The organism is Enterobacter cloacae complex sp. P24RS (genome assembly GCF_014982165.1).
GTDB lineage: Bacteria > Pseudomonadota > Gammaproteobacteria > Enterobacterales > Enterobacteriaceae > Enterobacter > Enterobacter quasihormaechei.
On sequence record NZ_JADCKU010000010.1, the window covers coordinates 138,970 to 157,475 of the forward strand.

At 56.4% G+C, this 18,506-nt stretch carries 16 protein-coding genes; 5 read left to right on the plus strand and 11 right to left on the minus strand.

All coding sequences use genetic code 11. The annotated features are described in order from the left end of the window. Positions 1–18 precede the first annotated feature (18 nt). The 4 genes from INF58_RS12730 to INF58_RS12745 all read left to right on the plus strand — a co-directional run bounded on the left by INF58_RS12730 (position 19) and on the right by INF58_RS12745 (position 5,144). Entirely contained in the window at positions 19–594 is a 576-nt protein-coding gene (locus tag INF58_RS12730; RefSeq protein ID WP_193033455.1) for a fimbrial protein, read from the plus strand. 133 nt (positions 595–727) lie between these two features. Next, positions 728–1,420, plus strand: a complete 693-nt coding sequence (locus INF58_RS12735) for a molecular chaperone (protein ID WP_193033456.1) — start codon at positions 728–730, stop codon at positions 1,418–1,420. 93 nt (positions 1,421–1,513) lie between these two features. Next, the gene (locus INF58_RS12740; RefSeq protein WP_227415086.1) at positions 1,514–3,985 is read left to right on the plus strand and encodes a fimbria/pilus outer membrane usher protein; all 2,472 of its coding nucleotides are present in this window, start codon (positions 1,514–1,516) and stop codon (positions 3,983–3,985) included. Beyond that, positions 3,975–5,144: a fimbrial protein gene (locus INF58_RS12745; RefSeq protein ID WP_193527806.1), complete on the plus strand. Its 1,170-nt coding sequence runs from the start codon at positions 3,975–3,977 to the stop codon at positions 5,142–5,144. Before INF58_RS12740 ends, INF58_RS12745 begins: the two co-directional genes overlap by 11 nt. A 48-nt stretch (positions 5,145–5,192) precedes the next feature. Here INF58_RS12745 and cheZ read toward each other — a convergent pair whose 3' ends face one another. The 11 genes from cheZ to INF58_RS12800 form a co-directional block, all read right to left on the minus strand. Further along, positions 5,193–5,837, minus strand: coding sequence for a protein phosphatase CheZ (gene cheZ, locus INF58_RS12750; protein ID WP_063450128.1), 645 nt, complete (start codon positions 5,835–5,837; stop codon positions 5,193–5,195). A 10-nt stretch (positions 5,838–5,847) separates the two neighbouring features. After that, on the minus strand, positions 5,848–6,237 hold the full coding sequence (gene cheY, locus INF58_RS12755; RefSeq protein WP_000763862.1) for a chemotaxis response regulator CheY: 390 nt from the start codon (positions 6,235–6,237) through the stop codon (positions 5,848–5,850). A 17-nt stretch (positions 6,238–6,254) separates the two neighbouring features. Continuing rightward, positions 6,255–7,304, minus strand: coding sequence for a chemotaxis response regulator protein-glutamate methylesterase (locus tag INF58_RS12760; RefSeq protein WP_193527807.1), 1,050 nt, complete (start codon positions 7,302–7,304; stop codon positions 6,255–6,257). Then, entirely contained in the window at positions 7,301–8,167 is an 867-nt protein-coding gene (gene cheR / locus INF58_RS12765) for a protein-glutamate O-methyltransferase CheR (RefSeq protein WP_063868450.1), read from the minus strand. Before cheR ends, INF58_RS12760 begins: the two co-directional genes overlap by 4 nt. Before the next feature lie 19 nt (positions 8,168–8,186). Further along, on the minus strand, positions 8,187–9,788 hold the full coding sequence (gene tap / locus INF58_RS12770; RefSeq protein WP_193527808.1) for a methyl-accepting chemotaxis protein IV: 1,602 nt from the start codon (positions 9,786–9,788) through the stop codon (positions 8,187–8,189). Positions 9,789–9,832: 44 nt separating this feature from the next. Next, positions 9,833–11,500 carry a methyl-accepting chemotaxis protein II gene (gene tar, locus INF58_RS12775; RefSeq protein WP_193527809.1) on the minus strand — a complete coding sequence of 556 codons (1,668 nt, stop codon included), beginning with the start codon at positions 11,498–11,500 and terminating at the stop codon, positions 9,833–9,835. Positions 11,501–11,586: 86 nt separating this feature from the next. After that, positions 11,587–12,549, minus strand: coding sequence for a spore coat U domain-containing protein (locus INF58_RS12780; RefSeq protein ID WP_193527810.1), 963 nt, complete (start codon positions 12,547–12,549; stop codon positions 11,587–11,589). Further along, the gene (locus INF58_RS12785; RefSeq protein ID WP_193527811.1) at positions 12,546–14,930 is read right to left on the minus strand and encodes a fimbria/pilus outer membrane usher protein; all 2,385 of its coding nucleotides are present in this window, start codon (positions 14,928–14,930) and stop codon (positions 12,546–12,548) included. Before INF58_RS12785 ends, INF58_RS12780 begins: the two co-directional genes overlap by 4 nt. Further along, a complete protein-coding gene (locus INF58_RS12790; protein ID WP_193527812.1) occupies positions 14,906–15,667 on the minus strand; it encodes a molecular chaperone in 762 nt (253 codons plus the stop codon). Before INF58_RS12790 ends, INF58_RS12785 begins: the two co-directional genes overlap by 25 nt. 16 nt (positions 15,668–15,683) lie before the next feature. Continuing rightward, on the minus strand, positions 15,684–16,232 hold the full coding sequence (locus INF58_RS12795) for a spore coat U domain-containing protein (protein ID WP_193527813.1): 549 nt from the start codon (positions 16,230–16,232) through the stop codon (positions 15,684–15,686). Between the two features lie 7 nt (positions 16,233–16,239). Beyond that, the gene (locus INF58_RS12800) at positions 16,240–16,812 is read right to left on the minus strand and encodes a spore coat protein U domain-containing protein (protein ID WP_063450136.1); all 573 of its coding nucleotides are present in this window, start codon (positions 16,810–16,812) and stop codon (positions 16,240–16,242) included. A gap of 426 nt (positions 16,813–17,238) precedes the next feature. On the opposite strand from INF58_RS12800, the gene INF58_RS12805 reads away from it, so the two are divergent. Beyond that, entirely contained in the window at positions 17,239–18,498 is a 1,260-nt protein-coding gene (locus tag INF58_RS12805) for a dicarboxylate/amino acid:cation symporter (RefSeq protein ID WP_193527814.1), read from the plus strand. Positions 18,499–18,506 lie beyond the last annotated feature (8 nt).

The window sequence follows — 18,506 nt, forward strand, 5'->3', positions numbered from 1 at the left end:
ACTCAGGAAATTTAGCAGATGGACTTCAAAAAGAATATTATCGCAGGCCTGGCGCTTGCCACCCTTTCGATGAGCAGTTTTGCTGCCGAAATGAATGCCGGTACCATTCACTTTACGGGTGAAATTATTGAACCAAGTTGCACCATTCAGGGCGATAACGGTACGGATAGCACCATTCCGCTGGGCACCTATCCAACGTCTTACTTCACCGAAGTCGGCAAGGAAACCTCTCTCACGCCGTTTTCTATTACCCTTGCAAATTGTCCGTTAAGAAGCGACGGTCTGCCAGCTGTGCAGCTCACGTTTGTTGGCCCAACGGATCTTACGGGCACTACAACGCTACTTAATGTCAGCAAAATCACCACCTCAGGCGATACTGCGGCCGCAGGTATTGGTATTGCCGTCAGCCCGGCTGGGCGGAATGAACAACTCATCACCATGGATGGTGCTGAAGAACAGGTTTATATCGAGCTGGCGACAAAATCCTCCGACACTATTAAAGCTGATTTCAACGCTCGCTATAAATCTTTTGCAGCTAACGTTACAGCCGGGCCGGCCGATGCGGATATGACCGTAAATATTCTATATCGCTAATATTCGGCTCTCTGGTATTCAGCAAATAGATATTTACGCCTCATGACGTTTAAGGAGTCATGCTCAGAAAATAGTTCGGATCCTATTCCGGACTATTGTCATTTTATCAACCTCCTTTATTAAAGGTTTGACCATGCGCACATCTATAAAATTTTTATTATGCCTTCCCGTTATTACGAGCATGTATTGTCACGCTACAGGCGTACAAATCAGCCGTACACGCATAATTTACGATGCCGCAAAAAAGGAAGTTGCCCTGCCCTTACAGAATAATGATAAAGCGCTCCCCTGGTTAATTCAGTCATGGACAGACACGGGTGATGGTAAAACGCGCGGGCCGTTTATTGTGACGCCTCCCCTTTTTCGCCTTGATCCGCAAAAAGAGCAAAGTCTGCGTATCGCGTGGAACGGCAAATCTCTGCCCGGCGACAAAGAGACGCTTTTCTATATGAATGTGCGTACCGTTCCTGCCACTGCCGCGGATGAAGAAGATAAAAATGTACTCCGACTAATCTATAAAACTCGCCTGAAACTCTTCTGGCGCCCCACCGGGCTTGCGGGAACATCCACCGAAACGTGTAAAAATCTGCGCTTCGTTCGTCATGGTCAGCAACTCACCGTCATTAACGACGGCGCGTTTTATAGCATCTTCGACTCACTTTCACTTGGATCGCAGAAGCTGAAAGACGCGGACATGGTGGGGCCAAAATCACGCGTCGATATTACGCTTCCCGCCAACGTATCAGGTACGAGTGTTAGCTGGCGTTGTATCACCGATTACGGCAACGCCTCTGAAAAACATATTTCTACCCTGGCGCAGGATTAAAAACTCACAATGATGACAGGACCTAATTCCTTGCGATGCGAAGGTATCTTTCGACTGAATCCACTTCTTCGTTGCCTGGGTGGCCTCTTGATTATGGCGAGCTGCTCCGGACATGCCCGCGAATACCGCTTCTCCCCCTCTTCGCTGGAAGGGGACATGCTGATTCAGCAGGATATCGATCTTTCGCTATTTTCGAAATCCAACGCTCAGCTACCCGGAACCTACTCTTCAAGAGTGATGGTCAACGATCGTCGCCTTGATGACGCTGATATCACGTATGTGAGCACGCCCGACGGCGCATTAGCGCCACAAATGACGCCTGATATGCTGCGAATGTGGGGCATTAATGTCGATCGTTTTCCGAAACTATTGGAACTTCCCGCTGGCGAAACGTTGCCAAAACCCCTGGGAAACTACATTCCCATGGCATCAGCCGCGCTTGATTTCTCGACGATGACCCTAAAGCTGAGTATCCCTCAGGCAGCGATCGGCGGGACCGGCCGGGATTACATCGACCCATCACGCTGGGATGACGGAGTTCCTGTCGTGTTCAGCGACTATGCCTTTTCCGGGTCGCAAAACAAAGACAGCGACGATAATGAAACGTCCAGCCAGTACCTGAATTTGCGCACCGGCGCAAACCTTGAGGGATGGCGCGTGCGAAACTACTCCACGTGGAGCAAATCAGATACTGATAATCACTGGGAAAACATAAATACCTATCTGCAACATGACGTTGATGCGCTTAAGGCTCAGTTTACTGCTGGGGAAAGTAACACCCGCGGTGAGGTGTTTGACAGTCTCCAGTATCGTGGGGTGAACCTCGCCTCAGACGAAGAGATGCTGCCTTACAGCCAGCGCGGTTATGCGCCTGTCATTAGAGGGATAGCCAGCTCAAACGCGGAAGTCTCGGTTCGCCAGAATGGCTACCTCATCTATCAGCAGAACGTCGCGCCGGGCGCGTTTGAGATCAACGATCTTTACTCCACCACAAACAGCGGCGATCTGGAGGTAACGGTAAAAGAAGCCGACGGTACCGAGCATCACTTTACGCAACCCTACTCCAGTATCGCCGTTATGCAACGTCCGGGGCACATGAAGTATGAATTCACGGCGGGACGTTATCGCGCCGATAGCGGCAGCGATCAAAATGAACCCGACTTCGTGCAGGGAAGTTTTATCTACGGATTCAACAATATTCTCACCTGGTTTGGCGGCTTAACGCTTTCAAAAGACTATAACGCCGCCAATACGGGGGCGGGTATAGCGTTAGGCCCGCTGGGCTCACTTTCAGCAGACGTCACCGTAGCCGATACCCGGCTCGACGACGACAGCGAGCACAAAGGCCAGTCCTGGCGTTTGCTGTATACCGGTAAAATTGACAGTACCAATACGAATTTCACCCTCGGCAGCTATCGCTATTCCAGCCGGGGTTATTACAGTTTTGCAGACGCCAACCAAAAGCTTGACGGGCACGAAGATGACCTGCTGTTCCGCTATAACAAACGCAACCGTATTCAGGCCAGCATTAGCCAGACTATTTCCGGCGTGAGTCTGTACCTTAACGGCTATCAGCAGGACTACTGGGGAACCTCGAAAAAAGAACGCAGCCTCTCTGTCGGGTTTAATACCGTTCTCGCAGGCGTTAGCTATCATCTGGCGTATACCTACAGCAAAACGAATGGCGAAGAGTCAGACCGGATGGTGTCTTTTGGCTTTAGCGTTCCACTCGCCAGATGGCTACCGCGTGCGTGGAGCAGCTATAACATTAGCAACACCAAACACGGATACACCCGGCAAAACCTCGGTTTCAACGGCACCCTGCTGGATGATCAGCGTCTGAGCTACTCGCTACAGCAAAGCCATTCTAACCACGATGGAGAAGACACCAGCAGCATATATGGCAGTTACCGTTCGCAATATGCCAACCTGAATGCCGGGTACTACGCCTCTTCCGATCATTCTCAACAGCTTAATTATGGGATCAGCGGCGGTATTGTGGCACACCCGCACGGTGTCACCCTTGCTCAACCGTTGGGCAATCAGTTTGCCATTATTAATGCCAACAACGCAGCGGGTGTTCGTTTCCAGAACCAGCGTGGCATTCAGACTGACTGGCAAGGGAATGCCATCATCCCGTCGCTGACTCCGTATCAGGAGAACCGAATTCGAATCGATACCTCCAGCCTGCCGGAAAACGTAGACAGCAGCGATACCTCGGCCACGGTTATTCCGTCCCGTAATGCTGCGGTAGTGGCCAATTTTGATGCTCACGTTGGCTACCGAATGTTAATCACTCTGACGCGTCCGAACGGGCAGCGCGTTCCGTTTGGTGCCATCGCGACCAGTGCATCTCCCGTCATCAGCGGGATCGTGGATGATACCGGCACCGTTTATCTGGCAGGCATCGGGGATACCGCGCAGCTGACGGTAAAGTGGGGTAACGGCCCCGATCAGCAGTGCAGCACCTCTCTTTCACAGCAGACAGATCGTCAAAATGAAAGCCCTAACGGCATTCGCTCAGTTAGCGTGCTTTGTCAGCAGGAGCACCCGCATGTTGAATAAACTACAGAGACTTACGACAACAGCCTCACTCACAACGGTGCTGGTTATGGCCTATTATCCTTCCAGCAGCGCTGCTGGCGTAACCCTACTCCAGAACTGTTTCGGCGCACCGCAAACCTACAATGTGTCGTACGACCATGAATTTGATTCCAGTGAAAACGTGGCCAATCGCGACTACGATATTCCCGATCACCTGGTGGGTGCCGGCGTAGAGATGGAGGCTAACTGCACCTGTCCAAACAATTTATTTTCCTCCAGCATGGTGTATGAAAAAACGCTGGTGGGCAGCCCGCTCAGCCCAGGCGTAAATGGTTATGGCTATCTGACCGACAAGATTGATGCGGATATTACCGGCTACGCCGATGCAATTAACTCCCCAGACGGCACTTATCTCACGCCGGTGCCAATAAATGAATACCCCACGTCGCGGGGAAATATGCAGAGTGTCCTTGAAAATTCGCTGGCGAAACCCGAGTCCGAAGCCAGCGTTTGCAGCAGCGATACCCAACCCTCAGGAGCCGCAGCAATAAAACGTAAATTTCGCTGGAATGTTGTGGCGGTCATGCTCCACGTTAAAAAGCCGATTCTGGGTGAAGAGGTGATTCCACCCACGCTCATTGCTCAGAACTATGCCTGCCTTTATATCGGCTCCGGTACTACCTGCGACGGTACTCAGGCAGAACAGGTCTCGGATATCTGGTTTGGGGGGACCCTTTCAGCGCCGCTGAGCTGTACGATCAACGCAGGCAGCACCATTGAGGTGGAATTTGGTAGCATTGTCAGCAAGCAGTTCACCCAAAAAGGGCAGCCGCCGCAGGGCTACGCCCTTAAGGGCGTCGATATAGCTTATCACTGTGACGATAACGCCGTTGGTAACACGGATCGAATTAAGCTTACGCTGTCAGCGGACCAGGGCGTGGCGGACAGCCGTACGCCGTACATTGCAAAACTGCTTGAGCGAGATGACCTGGGTGTACGCGTCTATGACGAAAACAGCCAAAACGTTGCGCTGGACGGTACTTATGAATTTCCCGTAGCAATGGACGAACAGGGAAATGGTGTCATTAAAATTCAGGCTGTGCCGGTCAGCCTTAAGGATGCCTCTCCTGCCCCCGGCAGCTTCGAAGGTAACGTGACGGTAAAAATGGATCTACGCTAGCCAGAACACCCTCAGGCTGCTCAAACAACCTGAGGGGAAACGCATTTATCAGAAGCCCAGGCTGTCCAGCAGATCGTCCACCTGATCCTGGCTTGCCACCACGCCCGCCTTGCTGGCGTCGAGCTGTGGCCCATTGAGCAGGCTTTCGTTCTCGCGTTTCGGACGGGCAGCCGGTTCCGGAATGTTCTCCAGCAGCACCATCAGCAACTGACGCTCAATCTCCTGAATCACATCCATCATGCGCTTGATCACCTGGCCGGTAAGATCCTGGAAATCCTGCGCCATCATAATGTCGAGCAGCTGTGCGTTAGTGAAGCTGGTGTGTCCCGGCACGTCCCCCAGGAACTGGCGGGTATCGGTGACCAGCTCGCGCGCGTCGGCCAGCTCGATTGGGTTTTCAAACCACGCGTCCCAGCGTTGGGTCAAGGCTTTTGCGCCCTTCTCCATCGCGTCCTGGTGCGGCTGCGAAGCTTCAACACTGTTCAGCGCGCGCTCGGCTGCCTGCGCGGTCATCTGCACCACGTAGTCCAGACGGTCACGGGCGTCAGGGATGGCTTCCGCCGCTTCGGCGATCGCCTGGTCCAGCCCCAGTTCACGCAGGCTGTCGCGCAGCATGCGCGTCAGGCTACCAATGCGGGCAATAATGTCGCTCGGCGAATGTTCTTCAACGGGTTTCATAGCAGGTTGCATCATCACCACCACCTCACATGCCGAGTTTCTCGAAGATCTTGCCGAGCTTCTCTTCCAGAGTCGCCGCGGTGAAAGGCTTCACCACGTAGCCGCTTGCGCCCGCCTGTGCGGCAGCAATAATGTTCTCTTTTTTCGCTTCTGCGGTCACCATCAGCACCGGCAGAGAGGCCATGCCTGCATCCGCGCGGATGGTTTTCAGCAGTTCGAGACCGTCCATGTTTGGCATGTTCCAGTCGGAAATCACAAAGCCAAACCCGCCAGCCTGAAGTTTGTTCAGCGCATCCACACCGTCTTCTGCTTCTTCAACATTGTTGAATCCCAATTCTTTCAGCAGGTTGCGCACAATGCGACGCATGGTGGAAAAGTCATCCACAACCAAAAACTTAAGCTCTTTATCCGCCATAAAATAATACTCCTGAGTCAAATACGTATTGCCTGTCCGGCACTGATTTTCGCCAGCATCTGCTGGCTTACCTGGCTAAGATCGACCACTTCGCTCACGCCACCCATATTGATGGCCTCGCGCGGCATGCCGAACACCACACAACTTGCTTCATTCTGCGCGATGGTCCAGGCGCCAGCCTGGTGCATCGCAAGCATTCCGGCGGCGCCGTCGTTGCCCATCCCCGTCAGGATCACCCCTACGGCGTTGCGCCCCGCATGTTTCGCCACCGAATGAAACAGCACATCCACCGACGGACGGTGCCGGTTAACCGGCGGCCCGTCATGAATTTTGATTTGATAGTTCGCCCCGCTTCGCGCCAGCTCCATGTGCTTGTCACCCGGAGCGATATACGCGTGTCCCGGCAGCACGCGCTCGCCGTCTTCCGCCTCTTTCACACTAATCTGGCACAGCTTATTCAGGCGCTCCGCGAACGAGCGGGTAAAGCCTGGCGGCATATGTTGCGTAATCAGGATACCCGGGCTTGAGAGCGGCAATGGCTGGAGTACATGGCGAATTGCCTCTGTTCCTCCGGTTGACGCGCCAATCACCATCAGTTTTTCCGAGCTGAGTAATGGCCCCGCCTTCAGCGTTGACGGGGCCGCCGTCGGCTTGTGCGCGGCGAGCTTCGCCCGGGATGCGGTGCGGATCTTCTCGGCGATCATCTCGCTGTACGCCAGCATCCCCTCGCGAATGCCGAGCTGCGGCTTGGTGACAAAATCCACCGCCCCCAGCTCCAGCGCGCGCAGGGTAATCTCCGAGCCTTTCCCGGTCAGGGAGGAGACCATCACCACCGGCATCGGTCGCAGGCGCATTAATTTTTCCAGAAAATCGATGCCATCCATGCGCGGCATTTCGACATCGAGCGTCAGCACGTCGGGGTTATATTTTTTGATTAAATCCCGCGCGACCAGCGGATCGGGCGCTGTCGCCACCATCTCCATATCGCTGTGGCTATTGATGATTTCAGTCATGATCTGACGCATCAGCGCCGAATCATCGACAGACAATACCCTGATTTTACTCATGCTTTTTCCTTACTCAGCGCATATACCGTTTGCCCACGCAGGCTAAACTCACGCACGAGGTTGCTAAAGTTTTCCGAGTGCCCGGCAAACAGTAAACCGTCAGACTTGAGCAACGGAACAAAGCGACGCAGAATGTCCTGTTGCGTCGTTTTATCAAAATAGATCATCACGTTACGGCAAAAAATGGCGTCGAATGGCCCCGGCACGTTGTACTGCTTGTCCAGTAAATTAACGGGGGCAAATTCCACGCAGTTCGCCAGCTCCTGGCGTACGCGCACCAGTCCTTCGTGCGGGCCAGTTCCGCGCATGAAGTAACGCTGTAGCTGCTGAGGCGACAGCGTTTTCAGCTCATCCTGGCGATAAACGCCGTTGCGGGCTTTTTCCAGCACTTCGGTGTCGATGTCGCTGGCGTACACTTTCCAGCGACCCGGCGCCATGCCCAGGGTGTCCGCCAGGGTGATGGCCAGCGAGTACGGCTCCTCACCGGTGGAGGCCGCCGCGCTCCAGACGCGATACTCTCCGCTACGGCGACGGGCGTGTTCCGCCAGCACCGGGAAGTGATGCGCCTCGCGGAAAAACGCGGTCAGGTTGGTGGTTAATGAGTTGATAAATGCCTGCCATTCGGCGCTGTTCTGGTTCGCTTCGAGCATGCTCAGATAGCGGCCAAAATCGTCCAGCCCCAGCGTGCGCAGGCGCCGCACCAGCCGGTTGTAGACCATGTCTCGCTTATGGTCAGCAAGCACGATCCCCGCACGCTGGTAGATTAACTGACATATCCGACGAAAATGCGCGTCGGACAGCGCGAGGCGCTGTGTCATCTGCAACAATAATGACGTTTGCCCTGAGGGCATGGGTGATGTCATAGCGCCTTCTTAATCACATTCAGGATACAACGGGCACGGCCTGTGACCGTCCGACTTCTGTTACTGCTTCAACGTGCTCTTTCACATTAAATACGGCGACTAACCCGGTAAGGTGATCCGCCTGGTTCGCCAGCTGATCGGCAGCCGACGCCGCCTCTTCCACCAGCGAGGCGTTCTGCTGCGTAACCTGATCCATCTGCGTGACGGCCTGCGCCACCTGCTCAATGCCGCGGCGCTGTTCATCCGACGCCGAGGCAATCTCGCCCATAATGTCGTTCACCCGCGTCACGGAGGTGACAATCTCGTGCATGGTCTGCGCGGCGGTATCCACCAGCGCGGATCCCTGCTGGACGCGGGAGACCGATTCTTCAATCAGCCCTTTGATCTCTTTCGCCGCGTTGGCGCTGCGGCTGGCGAGGTTACGGACTTCACCGGCAACCACCGCAAACCCGCGTCCCTGCTCCCCGGCACGCGCCGCTTCCACCGCAGCGTTCAGCGCCAGAATATTGGTCTGGAACGCGATACCGTCGATGACGCTAATAATGTCGCCAATTTTCTGCGAACTGGTGGCAATCTCCTGCATTGTGCTGGCGACGTGCGAGGCCTGGTCACCCCCACGTTTCGCCGTCATCGCCGCCTGTCTGGACAAGTCGGACGCCTGACGCGCGTTATCGGCGTTCTGGCTTACCGTCGCGGTCAGTTGCTCCATACTGGCCGCCGTCTGCGCCAGCGATGCCGCCTGCTGTTCGGTGCGGGACGACAGATCGTTATTGCCCGCCGCAATCTCTGAGATCCCGGTGTGCATGGCGTAACTGCCCTGACGAACGTTGCTTACCGTTTCCCGCAGCGATCCCTGCATCGCCTTCAGGCTGGCAAAAATCGCCGATATTTCATTCTTGCCATACACGGCAACCGGACGCGCCAGATCGCCTTTTGCGATACTGTCGAAGTGGCTGCTGATGATGGCCAGCGGCTGCACGATCGTTTTGCGCGACCACCACAGCGAGCCGCCGGTCAGCAGGGCCGCCAGGATCACCATGGTCAGAAAAATCATCCCTGACATGCGGTAGCTGGTACGGCTGTCCGCGCCGGCACGCGCCACAAACTGGTTAATATCCTGCTGCCACGCGTTAAAGCTGCCGTCGAACGCCGCCTGAGATGCCTGCACCGGCGCGGTCAGGAAGTCAGAAAGCTGGTTGTTCTCCAGCCACGTCGCCTGATGCTCGAGATCGCCGTACCACGCATCAAAGTTCTTCTTCATGGCGACCTTCAGCGCTTTCTCTTTCTCACTCACCGCCTCCTGCGCCGCAAACGCCTTAAACTGCGCGTCTGCCTGCTTCAGGCTGCTGCGGGCCACGACCATCAGCGTCTTAATATCATCCGGCGGATAGCTCAGCGCGGTTAAGGTCCCTGCTTTGTTCAGCGCAGTGCTTGCCTGCAACAGCACGGCACGCGTTTGTGCCAGTGCGGAGCGCTGCTGATTACTCGTCTCAACTTCCTGCAAATTCTGATAGCCATCGCGAAACGCCCAGAAAGACAACCCGTTACTGCCAACCTGCAAAACCCCACACAGGATCAGAATCAAAAACAGTGTGGTCGAGATACGAATACGATTTAACATCCACGCTCCCATCAAGCGGCAAGCAGCCGCGGTTTAATTGTCAGTCAAAATGTTTCCCAGTTTTCATCTTGTCCGGTCACCGCTGCGCGCGTACGTGCTGTCACGGGCGCCGGGGCTGCTTCGCCGTACACCTGCCGCGAGCTGACCGTATTTGTTGTTTTTGAAGTAAGACGGAACGCCGAGACGGCCATTTTCAGGCGGCTCGCCTGGTCCTCCAGCGCAGCGGCCGCCGCAGCGGACTCCTGCACCAGGGCGGCGTTTTGCTGCGTCACACGATCCATTTCCGATACCGCCAGGGCGACCTGGTCAATACCACGACTCTGCTCGTCCGATGCAGAGGCGATTTCACCCATGATGTCCGTCACGCGCGTCACGGCATTCACGATGTCATTCATGGTTTCACCCGCGCTTTCTACCAGCACCGAGCCGGTATCCACGCGTGAAACAGAGTCTTCAATCAGGGCTTTGATCTCTTTCGCCGCGTTGGCACTGCGGCTGGCAAGGTTGCGCACTTCGCCGGCGACCACGGCAAATCCGCGTCCCTGCTCGCCCGCTCGCGCCGCTTCAACGGCCGCGTTCAGCGCCAGAATGTTGGTCTGGAAGGCGATGCCGTCGATAACGCTGATGATGTCGGCGATTTTCTTCGAGCTGTCGGCAATGTCGTGCATGGTTTTCACCACGCCGTCGACCACGCGACCACCGCGCTGGGCGGTATCGGACGCGCTTTCTGCAAGCTGAGACGCCTGGCGGGCGTTGTCGGCGTTCTGCTTCACGGTTGCGGTGAGCTGCTCCATGCTGGCCGCCGTCTCTTCCAGGGCAGACGCCTGCTGTTCGGTACGGGACGAGAGATCGTTGTTACCCATCGCGATTTCACTCGTGCCGGTGTAGATGGCATCCGCCCCCTCACGCACGTTGGCGACGGTATCAATCAGCGAACGCTGCATATGGTCGACGCTGGTCGCCAGCTCGGTGATCTCGTTGCGGCCAGAAACGGTCAGCGTTTTAGTGAGATCGCCCCGGCCAATGTCACGGATATGCGCAATGACGCGGCCCAGCGGGTTCAGCAGAATATGGCGAATGCCGTACCAGACGGCCATCAGTACGATGACCAGCGCGAGGGCAAGAACCGCCATCTGCCATTTTGCAAAACGGTAGTCGCTCTGGCTTTGCGTAAACGCCGAGTGATAAAGCTCGCCGCTGGCTTTGGCGTACTCGCCGAGCGCCGCGCCGAGGGCGTTCTGCATGCCCTGGGTCGGCTGGGCGAAATAGGCTTCCATATTACCCTTCTCCAGGAACTGCACCAGCTCCGTCAGGCTGGCAAAGTAGGCCTGATATTTTTCATCTATATTCGCGCTCGCCTGCGCCATTGCGGGCTGAGGGGCGATTTTTTTGAAGGCGTCATAGTGTTTCGCCGCGTCTGCCAGCGTGGCGCGCGCGTTCTTCAGCAGTTCTGTTTTGGCGCTGCTCTGCTGGTTGTTCGGGTCCATCATCATGCGGGCGGACGAGCGGCTCAGGTTGATACGCGTCTGCAACATCAGATCCCAGGTCGTGGTCAGTTCACTTTGCTGCATCCGCAAATCGTTCGAGGCCGCGAAGCTGTCCTGGTTCTGTTTTAAAGACGAGAAAAAGAGGCCGCCAGAAATAAGCTGAAGAAGTGCGAAAATGACCAGCACCATCATTAGCATTGTGACAACGCGGATACGGTTCAACATACAACACCTTCTCATCGATTGATTAACAGTGTTATCGGCACGGGCCACGGGAACTTTACATTTGCGAAAGGGAAAAGCGCTGAGGATCAGAACGCGACGTCAACAATCAGCGTGTCGCTGTAGGTTCCGGCAGGCGGCGTGGCCTGGCTGGTCAGGACTTTAGCGGTGTAGTTGTAGGTGCGTAAAAGCCCGTCGGTACTGACCTGGGACGAGCTGGCGCTGGCCCAGCGCTCGCTGCCGCTGCCGCCCCAGCGGTTGCTGGTCGCCTCTTTATAGATGTCGTAACTCATAAAGTTGCTGCCGCTAACCATACGACGAACGTTGTTCAGGGCGTTTGCGCCATTATTAATCCCTATGGTGTAGGTGCTGCCTTTGGTACAGGTGACGGCGATCGACTGCGAAACGGTGGGGAAATTTTGCACCAGCGGCGCGCTGTTGAAGTTCACGTCAGGCGTGGTCATGGTGCTGCAATCGTTGGTGACGGTCATATTGAGGAGGATAGAGGTGGTTGCCGTGCCGGTTTGCGGGGTCAGGCACAGCCCGGCTGCGCCAACGGCGCACACGTTGTAGTTGATGCTGAACGTTAGCAATACCTGGTATGGCCCGGCCGTGACGTTCTGCCCCGGCACGGTACGGAAATAAAGGGGAATGTTGTAGCGCCTTGACCCCAGCAGCCCGAGCAGGGTGTTGCCGCTCCAGGTATAGGATTTACTGATTTGCACTTCACTGTTTCCGCCACAGCCAGTGGCACCGCACAGGCGCGTGGGGATAACGTCCGCGATAGCCGCGTTATCGGTTCGTTTCATGTTGGCGCGGCTGTTGGCGGCTATCGACGCCGAGGTGTAGGTCAGCGTCACCGAGTCGTTGGTGAGGAGGTTAAGAACCGTATCGCAGGAGACCACCAGCGTGCCGGTGGTTTGTACCTCCCCCGTACTGCTCAGGGCGAACGAGGTGACGCTGCCAAACGAGGCGTTCACCGTACTGACGGTGCAGGCCGCCCAGCCGCTGCCCGAGAACAGCAGCAGTATGGCTATTATCAGGCGTTTCATGGCGCCTCCCGGCAGGTCAGCGGACCGTAGGTTTGCAGCTTATGCTCGGGGTTTGCGCCCACGGTCAGCGTTGCGGTACAGCGTTTACCGTCCGGGGTGATGACCTCCAGTGGATTCACATCGTTGAGGTTTTCCAGCCAGGCGAGGCCGTCATAGCCGACAACCGCGCTGCTGCGGGACGCGCGTTTGACCTGGCTTCCCACCGGGATCGCATAGCCCTGCGCGTCGTGGAGGATCACGCTCGCAACCCGTTCCTGCTCCATCGGGAAATCCACCAGATAGCCGTTATGCCGACGAATCGCCACCCGACGCTCGGTCTCCTTCAGCCGGGTATCTGCCGGAAGGTTCAGGGTATCAATGCGGTAGCTTGCCGGATAGTAGGCGGAAACGCCGCTCACCAGCAGGTAGCCTTTGTTATTGGTTTTACCCACCGGCTGGTTCTCGTAGCTGACGGGTACGTCCGGGTGTCCGTCGGTGCTGATCACCACAAACGCGTCGTTGATTTTGTTCGCCGCGAACAGTTCACCGTCCATCAGCACGATGGATCCCATCGCCTCGCCCCACCAGGTCATCATGCCCTTCTCGCCGTAGCCGCCGCCCTGAAGCTCAACGTTGTTATTGCGCCAGCCGAGGGTGGCCTGCTGATAGTTACTCGACCGCGACTGGTTGGCCCAGGCCATATTCCAGCTAAAGCCGCCGTCAGACGGCATCGAATGGTTGTAGTTAATGCGTTGCGTGCTGCCTGCGTCAGGCGTGTTTTCAAAGGTGACGGCGGCGCTGTCACGTTCGCCGAGGGGAACCTGCAACGACAGCGCCACCGTCCAGTCGCCTCGCTGCTGGTCACGACTGGCAGCCAGATAAATACTGCTTGAGCCCCACAGATTGCGGCTCCAGGAGAGGTTAAGCAGCTCGGTTTTGCGGCTGTCAAAACTCTCAACGCCGATCCACGCCGCGCCGATATTGCCGTAATCACCGAGGTTAAAGGTTAAGGAGTATTGGTCGGTATTGCGGCTCAGGCTGGCAATGGGGTTATCATATTCATCATAAACGGTGGGTTGATCGTACAGGGCGAGGTTGCCGAAGCCGCGATCGCGTCGGGTATGTTGGGTCGCTACGCTAAACTCGCTGGTGCTGTACTGATAGCCCCAGTTCATCTGTCCCCCTTCGTCGCCGCGCATCCGGCTTTGGGTATAAGCGGTATTGACCACGCCAAAACGCCCGAGCTTCACCACCGTGCCCGCGCCGCCGAGCGCCAGCGACTCCGCCCCTTCCGCGTGCCCTTCCAGCGTGAGCCAGTCGGTCAACCCGTAGCGATACGATCCGCTGCCCACCGCCGGGCCATAGTCGAAATTGTCTATACCGTAGTTGCGCCGCAGGCTGCCCAGCGTCACGGCGCCGTCGCTTAACCCCTGCTTCAGCACATCGCTGCTGACGTAAAACGGCAGCGTGGTGCTCACCTGACGCCCCAGCGCGTCGGTGGTAACCAGTACCGCATCCCCCGCGCCGTTGATATACGGCAGATTAGTGAGGGTAAACGGCCCCGGCTGAAGACGGGTGGAGCCGGAACGGTAGCCGTTGATAAACAGATCGACCGAGGTCGGCACCGCCGCCTCACCGGAAAACTCCGGCAGCGGCCAGGTCACCAGATCCGGACGCAGGGAGAAGTCGCGCCCGTAGCTGATCCCGCCCATGCGCACGCTGGTGCTCCAGCTCAGCGCATCGCTGATAACGTCCCCGACGGTCCAGGTGGTGGCATCCTCTTCGTTGGTGATCAGCAGGGTCGAGTCATAACGCACGTACCCTTCCTGCTGCCCGCTGCTTCCGGCGAAATTCTGTCGGGCGTACCCTGTTGAAGAAAACGAATAGTCTTCGTTGAAATAGCGGAACTCATGCCACAGCGATGCCTGGCCGCCCGTGTGCTCGGTATGGTTGGTATAAACGTCGTAGTTGAGCAGCGCACCCCGGCCATAATGCGTTTTGCTTTGCGCGCTCTGACCGTTAAACGAGGTGATCCGCGCCGCAACCCAATCCCGGGGGACCGTCAGCATTAGCCGCTGGGCGCTGCTGTCATACTCCACGCGTACCGATGAAAGCGTTGAAAGGTTCACCTCTCCGGCAGGCACATGCTCCGGCGGCAGCCCGGCGCGAAGCAAATCTGCCCCTGAAATATACCAGGCGCCCTCGCGCTGCGTCACCGGCACCACCAGACCCGTGTCATAGTGGTTTAGCACCAGGGCGAGCTGGAATACTGCTTCACCGTTCATCGTCTGCGCGTCCGGCGGCGGCGGTAAACTGTCGTCGCCGGTTTCGCCAAAGGCGCTGGTACTGACGCAAAGCAGGATCATCATCGCCGGTTTCAGCTGTCGGGCGTCGATTGCCATTGCGTATCCCTGGCATTAATTTGCGCGCTCATCCGATTCGGCTGATAAATCCCTGCCGGAAGCGGCCAGCTTCGGGTGCTGCCTGGCAGCACGTAACCCAGTAGCCCCTCGGCAACCGTGCGTTTTTGCCCACCCTGCTCAACCGCAACCTGGCTGAGCCTGACGTGAACGTTCCCCTGATTGCGGACCTGAAGCGCGGGTTTTCCCTCCTCCTGAATGACCCGCCAGCTGAGTTGCTGGGTGTTCGCCAGCGCGTGATGCGCTCCTTCATTGAGAGTGGGGATCCCCTGGCCGTAGACGAATAAAGGAATGGAGTAGCGCATTTGCAGTTTCAGGCCCAGGGACGGTTCCGCTTTAGCATCCGGCTGGGGAATTTCATCCACGATAATGCGGTAGGCTTGCTCGACGCCCGACGGGATCGTCCCCTGCTTGATCAGGCGAATAAGCTGTTTACTGCCGTTTGCGATGGTCACAATCGGCGGGCTGGCGACCACATCCTGCTGGGCAGTGTAACGCTCATAACCGCCCTCCTGTTTCCAGCGCACAATACGTATCTGCATTGTCGTGGCGCTGTTGCCCTGGTTCTGGATCCACAATTCAGTGGCTTTGGCCTCTGCCGAAAGCCACGGATCGATGGGCCACAGAAGAATGGTTGCCGCTGCTTGCGCCTTTACCGCCGCGAGGGCCGTTACCCCCAACAGACTTATCAGGCCTGACCGCCTGAATAATGGCTTCATCGATGCTCTCCCTTTCCTACCATGACAAGGTCACGGTGAGTTGATCTGAATAAGTTCCTGACGGGCTAAACCCGGTCAGAAGCGCGACGCCAAAAAGAGGCAGCGCGATGTTATTGCTGTTGGTATAGGTAATCGGTATGGCCTGGTTAACCCCAATTTCACTGTTTGCGGCCAGAGAGCTGCTGCTGTACAGGCGGTATCCAATCACCTCCGTCCCGCCTGAACGGGTCATCCGCCGCACGGAGCTGTAGTTCTGCCCGCCGTTAATGCTCATGCTTAGCGCCACGCCCGGCGTACAGGCGATGGACAACGCGCCGTCGGCGACAAAGCTGGTGCTGACCGGCGCGCTTTCCACACCGCTGCGGGTCCCGAAATTTAGCGTACCGAAACGCCCGCCGGTGCCGGTGCTTACCGAGCATCCGGGTACCACCGTCGCGCTCACCCTGAATGACTGGGACGTCACCGCCCTGGCGTCGGGGAGCAGCACCAGCCCGACGAACAGGGCCAAAAAAGGGTGCACTAGGCCCTCTGCGCTGACGCGCAGACATAAACACAGTGCCTTCATGGCTGTATCAGTAGGTGACGCTGACGTTAATCGTGTCGGTATAGGTTCCCGGTACGACCGTCACGCTATTGCCGCCGCCCGTGATGCGTGCGTAAAGGGTGTAGCTGTCCACCCCACCCGCCGTAGAGGCAACCGGCAGCGCGGCATTGTTCGCAACCACGTTGTTGTAACCGCTATCGCTGAACAGACTGTAGGCAACGCCCTGCGCCGCATTGGCGGTGTTCACCAAATAGCGGCCCGGCGTACCTGGGGTGCCGACGACGGTTCCAGGTGCGGTAGCGTTGGTGTTGCCGGTGATCGCCACCGTATAGCTGGCGGTGGTACATTGAATGGTAAAGGTGTTTCCTCCGCTGGCACCGGTTAACTGGGTTGTCAGCGTGGAAAACGTAGCAGGATGGGTGCCGAAATCGAGCGTACCGAAGTTAATGCCGTTTTGCGTTGGCGAGCCGTTGATCAAGCAGCCGTTGGTCAGCGTCAGCGTCGCGCCGATAGTGCCGCTACTGGTGACCGCGAGAGCCTGACCGACCGTTGTCGCCGTCAGCAGCGTGCCCGCGCAGATAAAAAGAAGTTTTCTTTTCATTTACAACTCTCCAGAAGATTATAGGTTCGCTTGCTATATTTTATTCATACTGTTCAATATGTTAGCCCCGCTAAAACATTCCCCGGCGCGGTTACTGAGAATTTAGTTTATGGTTAGCACTTCAACCACTTTCATCAAAAAGCGGTCAACTTCGCCCGAATTAACAGACTATTAACAAACATTACAAAGAGTTAGCAAAAAAAAAGAGGCATTATTCTTGCTTAGCTTGAGGATATATCGCCTGTAGTGTGATCTGCGTCACAATATATCGTGACCTGCAAAACAACGAATTTCATAAAAATTAAAAACAAGTTGTAACTCACCCCGCTTTACTTCAATTTATGCCCCGAATATTTTCCTGCGCTTAAATAAAAATTTTGTATGCATTGACGCAGGAAACTCTTTTAGCGCATCGAGGATCTTTTTGTGGCAAGTGCAAACAAACTCACGCTCTTCATCGTGATTTTCATGTTGGCGGGTATTCTTTCAGGTGCGGCGATCCATGAATATGCATCGCCCGACGCGATACAGGCCTGGTCGGAGAACATTACGCTGCTGACCGATATCTTCCTGCGGCTGATTAAAATGGTGATTGCCCCGCTGGTGTTCAGCACCCTGACGGTGGGCATTATGAGGCTGGGTGAAACGTCGACGATTGGACGCGTCGGTGGTAAAGCGATGGTATGGTTTATCAGCTCGGCCGTGCTTTCCATTCTGGTGGGGCTGTTTATCGTTACCCTTGAACAACCCGGCAGCGGTCTGAACCTGAGCATTCCTACTGAGACGGTTGATACCGGCCTGGCCGTGAGCGGGATGTCGCTGAAAGCCTTCCTGTCACACACCATTCCAACCAGCATTGCCGGCGCGATGGCCAACAATGAGATCCTGCAAATTGTGGTCTTCTCGATGTTCTTCGGCATTGGCGGCGCGTCGCTGGGCCAAAAATTCAACGCCCCGCTGGTTGCGGCGCTGGATGTGGTGTCCCACATTATGCTTAAAGTGACGGGCTACGTGATGTACGTTGCGCCGCTCGCCATTTTTGCAGCGATCTCGTCGGTGATTGCCACGCAGGGGCTGGGCATTTTGCTGAACTATGCCTCGTTTATTGGTGGTTACTATGTGGCGATCCTCCTGACCTGTCTGGTATTGCTGGCGGTCGGTTACATGGTGCTGAAAAAAGAGGTTTTCCGTCTGGTGGCGATGCTGAAGGATCCGGTGCTGGTGGCGTTTACCACCAGCAGTTCAGAAGCGGCATACCCTAAAACGCTGGAGCAGCTAGCGCGCTTCGGCTGTTCACGTAATATCGCCTCTTTCGTTCTGCCGATCGGCTATTCGTTTAACCTGGTCGGCTCCATGGTGTACTGCTCGTTCGCCTCGATGTTTATCGCCCAGGCGTACAATATTCACCTGAGTTTCACCGAGGTGACGGTGCTGATGCTCACGCTGATGCTGGCCTCGAAGGGTATTGCGGGCGTACCGCGCTCGTCGCTGGTGGTGCTGGCGGCAACCATTCCGAGCTTTAACATTCCGGTCGCCGGGATCCTGCTGCTGATGGGAATTGACCATTTCCTGGATATGGGGCGATCGGCTATCAACGTGCTGGGGAACGGGATTGCGACGGCGATGCTGTCGCAAAATGAAGGGGCGCGGGAAGCGGAGGCAGAGCTGGTGGAGCAGGAGGCGTAAGGTTACAA

Excerpts from the sequence above, each read along its gene's own strand:
- cheR (WP_063868450.1), bottom strand. The coding sequence starts at position 8,167 with ATGACATCACCCATGCCCTCAGGGCAAACGTCATTATTGTTGCAGATG.
- tap (WP_193527808.1), bottom strand. The coding sequence starts at position 9,788 with ATGTTAAATCGTATTCGTATCTCGACCACACTGTTTTTGATTCTGATC.
- cheZ (WP_063450128.1), bottom strand. The coding sequence starts at position 5,837 with ATGATGCAACCTGCTATGAAACCCGTTGAAGAACATTCGCCGAGCGAC.
- INF58_RS12735 (WP_193033456.1), top strand. The coding sequence starts at position 728 with ATGCGCACATCTATAAAATTTTTATTATGCCTTCCCGTTATTACGAGC.
- INF58_RS12745 (WP_193527806.1), top strand. The coding sequence starts at position 3,975 with ATGTTGAATAAACTACAGAGACTTACGACAACAGCCTCACTCACAACG.
- INF58_RS12785 (WP_193527811.1), bottom strand. The coding sequence starts at position 14,930 with ATGGCAATCGACGCCCGACAGCTGAAACCGGCGATGATGATCCTGCTT.
- INF58_RS12790 (WP_193527812.1), bottom strand. The coding sequence starts at position 15,667 with ATGAAGCCATTATTCAGGCGGTCAGGCCTGATAAGTCTGTTGGGGGTA.
- INF58_RS12760 (WP_193527807.1), bottom strand. The coding sequence starts at position 7,304 with ATGAGTAAAATCAGGGTATTGTCTGTCGATGATTCGGCGCTGATGCGT.
- INF58_RS12740 (WP_227415086.1), top strand. The coding sequence starts at position 1,514 with ATGGCGAGCTGCTCCGGACATGCCCGCGAATACCGCTTCTCCCCCTCT.
- tar (WP_193527809.1), bottom strand. The coding sequence starts at position 11,500 with ATGTTGAACCGTATCCGCGTTGTCACAATGCTAATGATGGTGCTGGTC.
- INF58_RS12795 (WP_193527813.1), bottom strand. The coding sequence starts at position 16,232 with ATGAAGGCACTGTGTTTATGTCTGCGCGTCAGCGCAGAGGGCCTAGTG.
- INF58_RS12730 (WP_193033455.1), top strand. The coding sequence starts at position 19 with ATGGACTTCAAAAAGAATATTATCGCAGGCCTGGCGCTTGCCACCCTT.
- cheY (WP_000763862.1), bottom strand. The coding sequence starts at position 6,237 with ATGGCGGATAAAGAGCTTAAGTTTTTGGTTGTGGATGACTTTTCCACC.
- INF58_RS12780 (WP_193527810.1), bottom strand. The coding sequence starts at position 12,549 with ATGAAACGCCTGATAATAGCCATACTGCTGCTGTTCTCGGGCAGCGGC.
- INF58_RS12800 (WP_063450136.1), bottom strand. The coding sequence starts at position 16,812 with ATGAAAAGAAAACTTCTTTTTATCTGCGCGGGCACGCTGCTGACGGCG.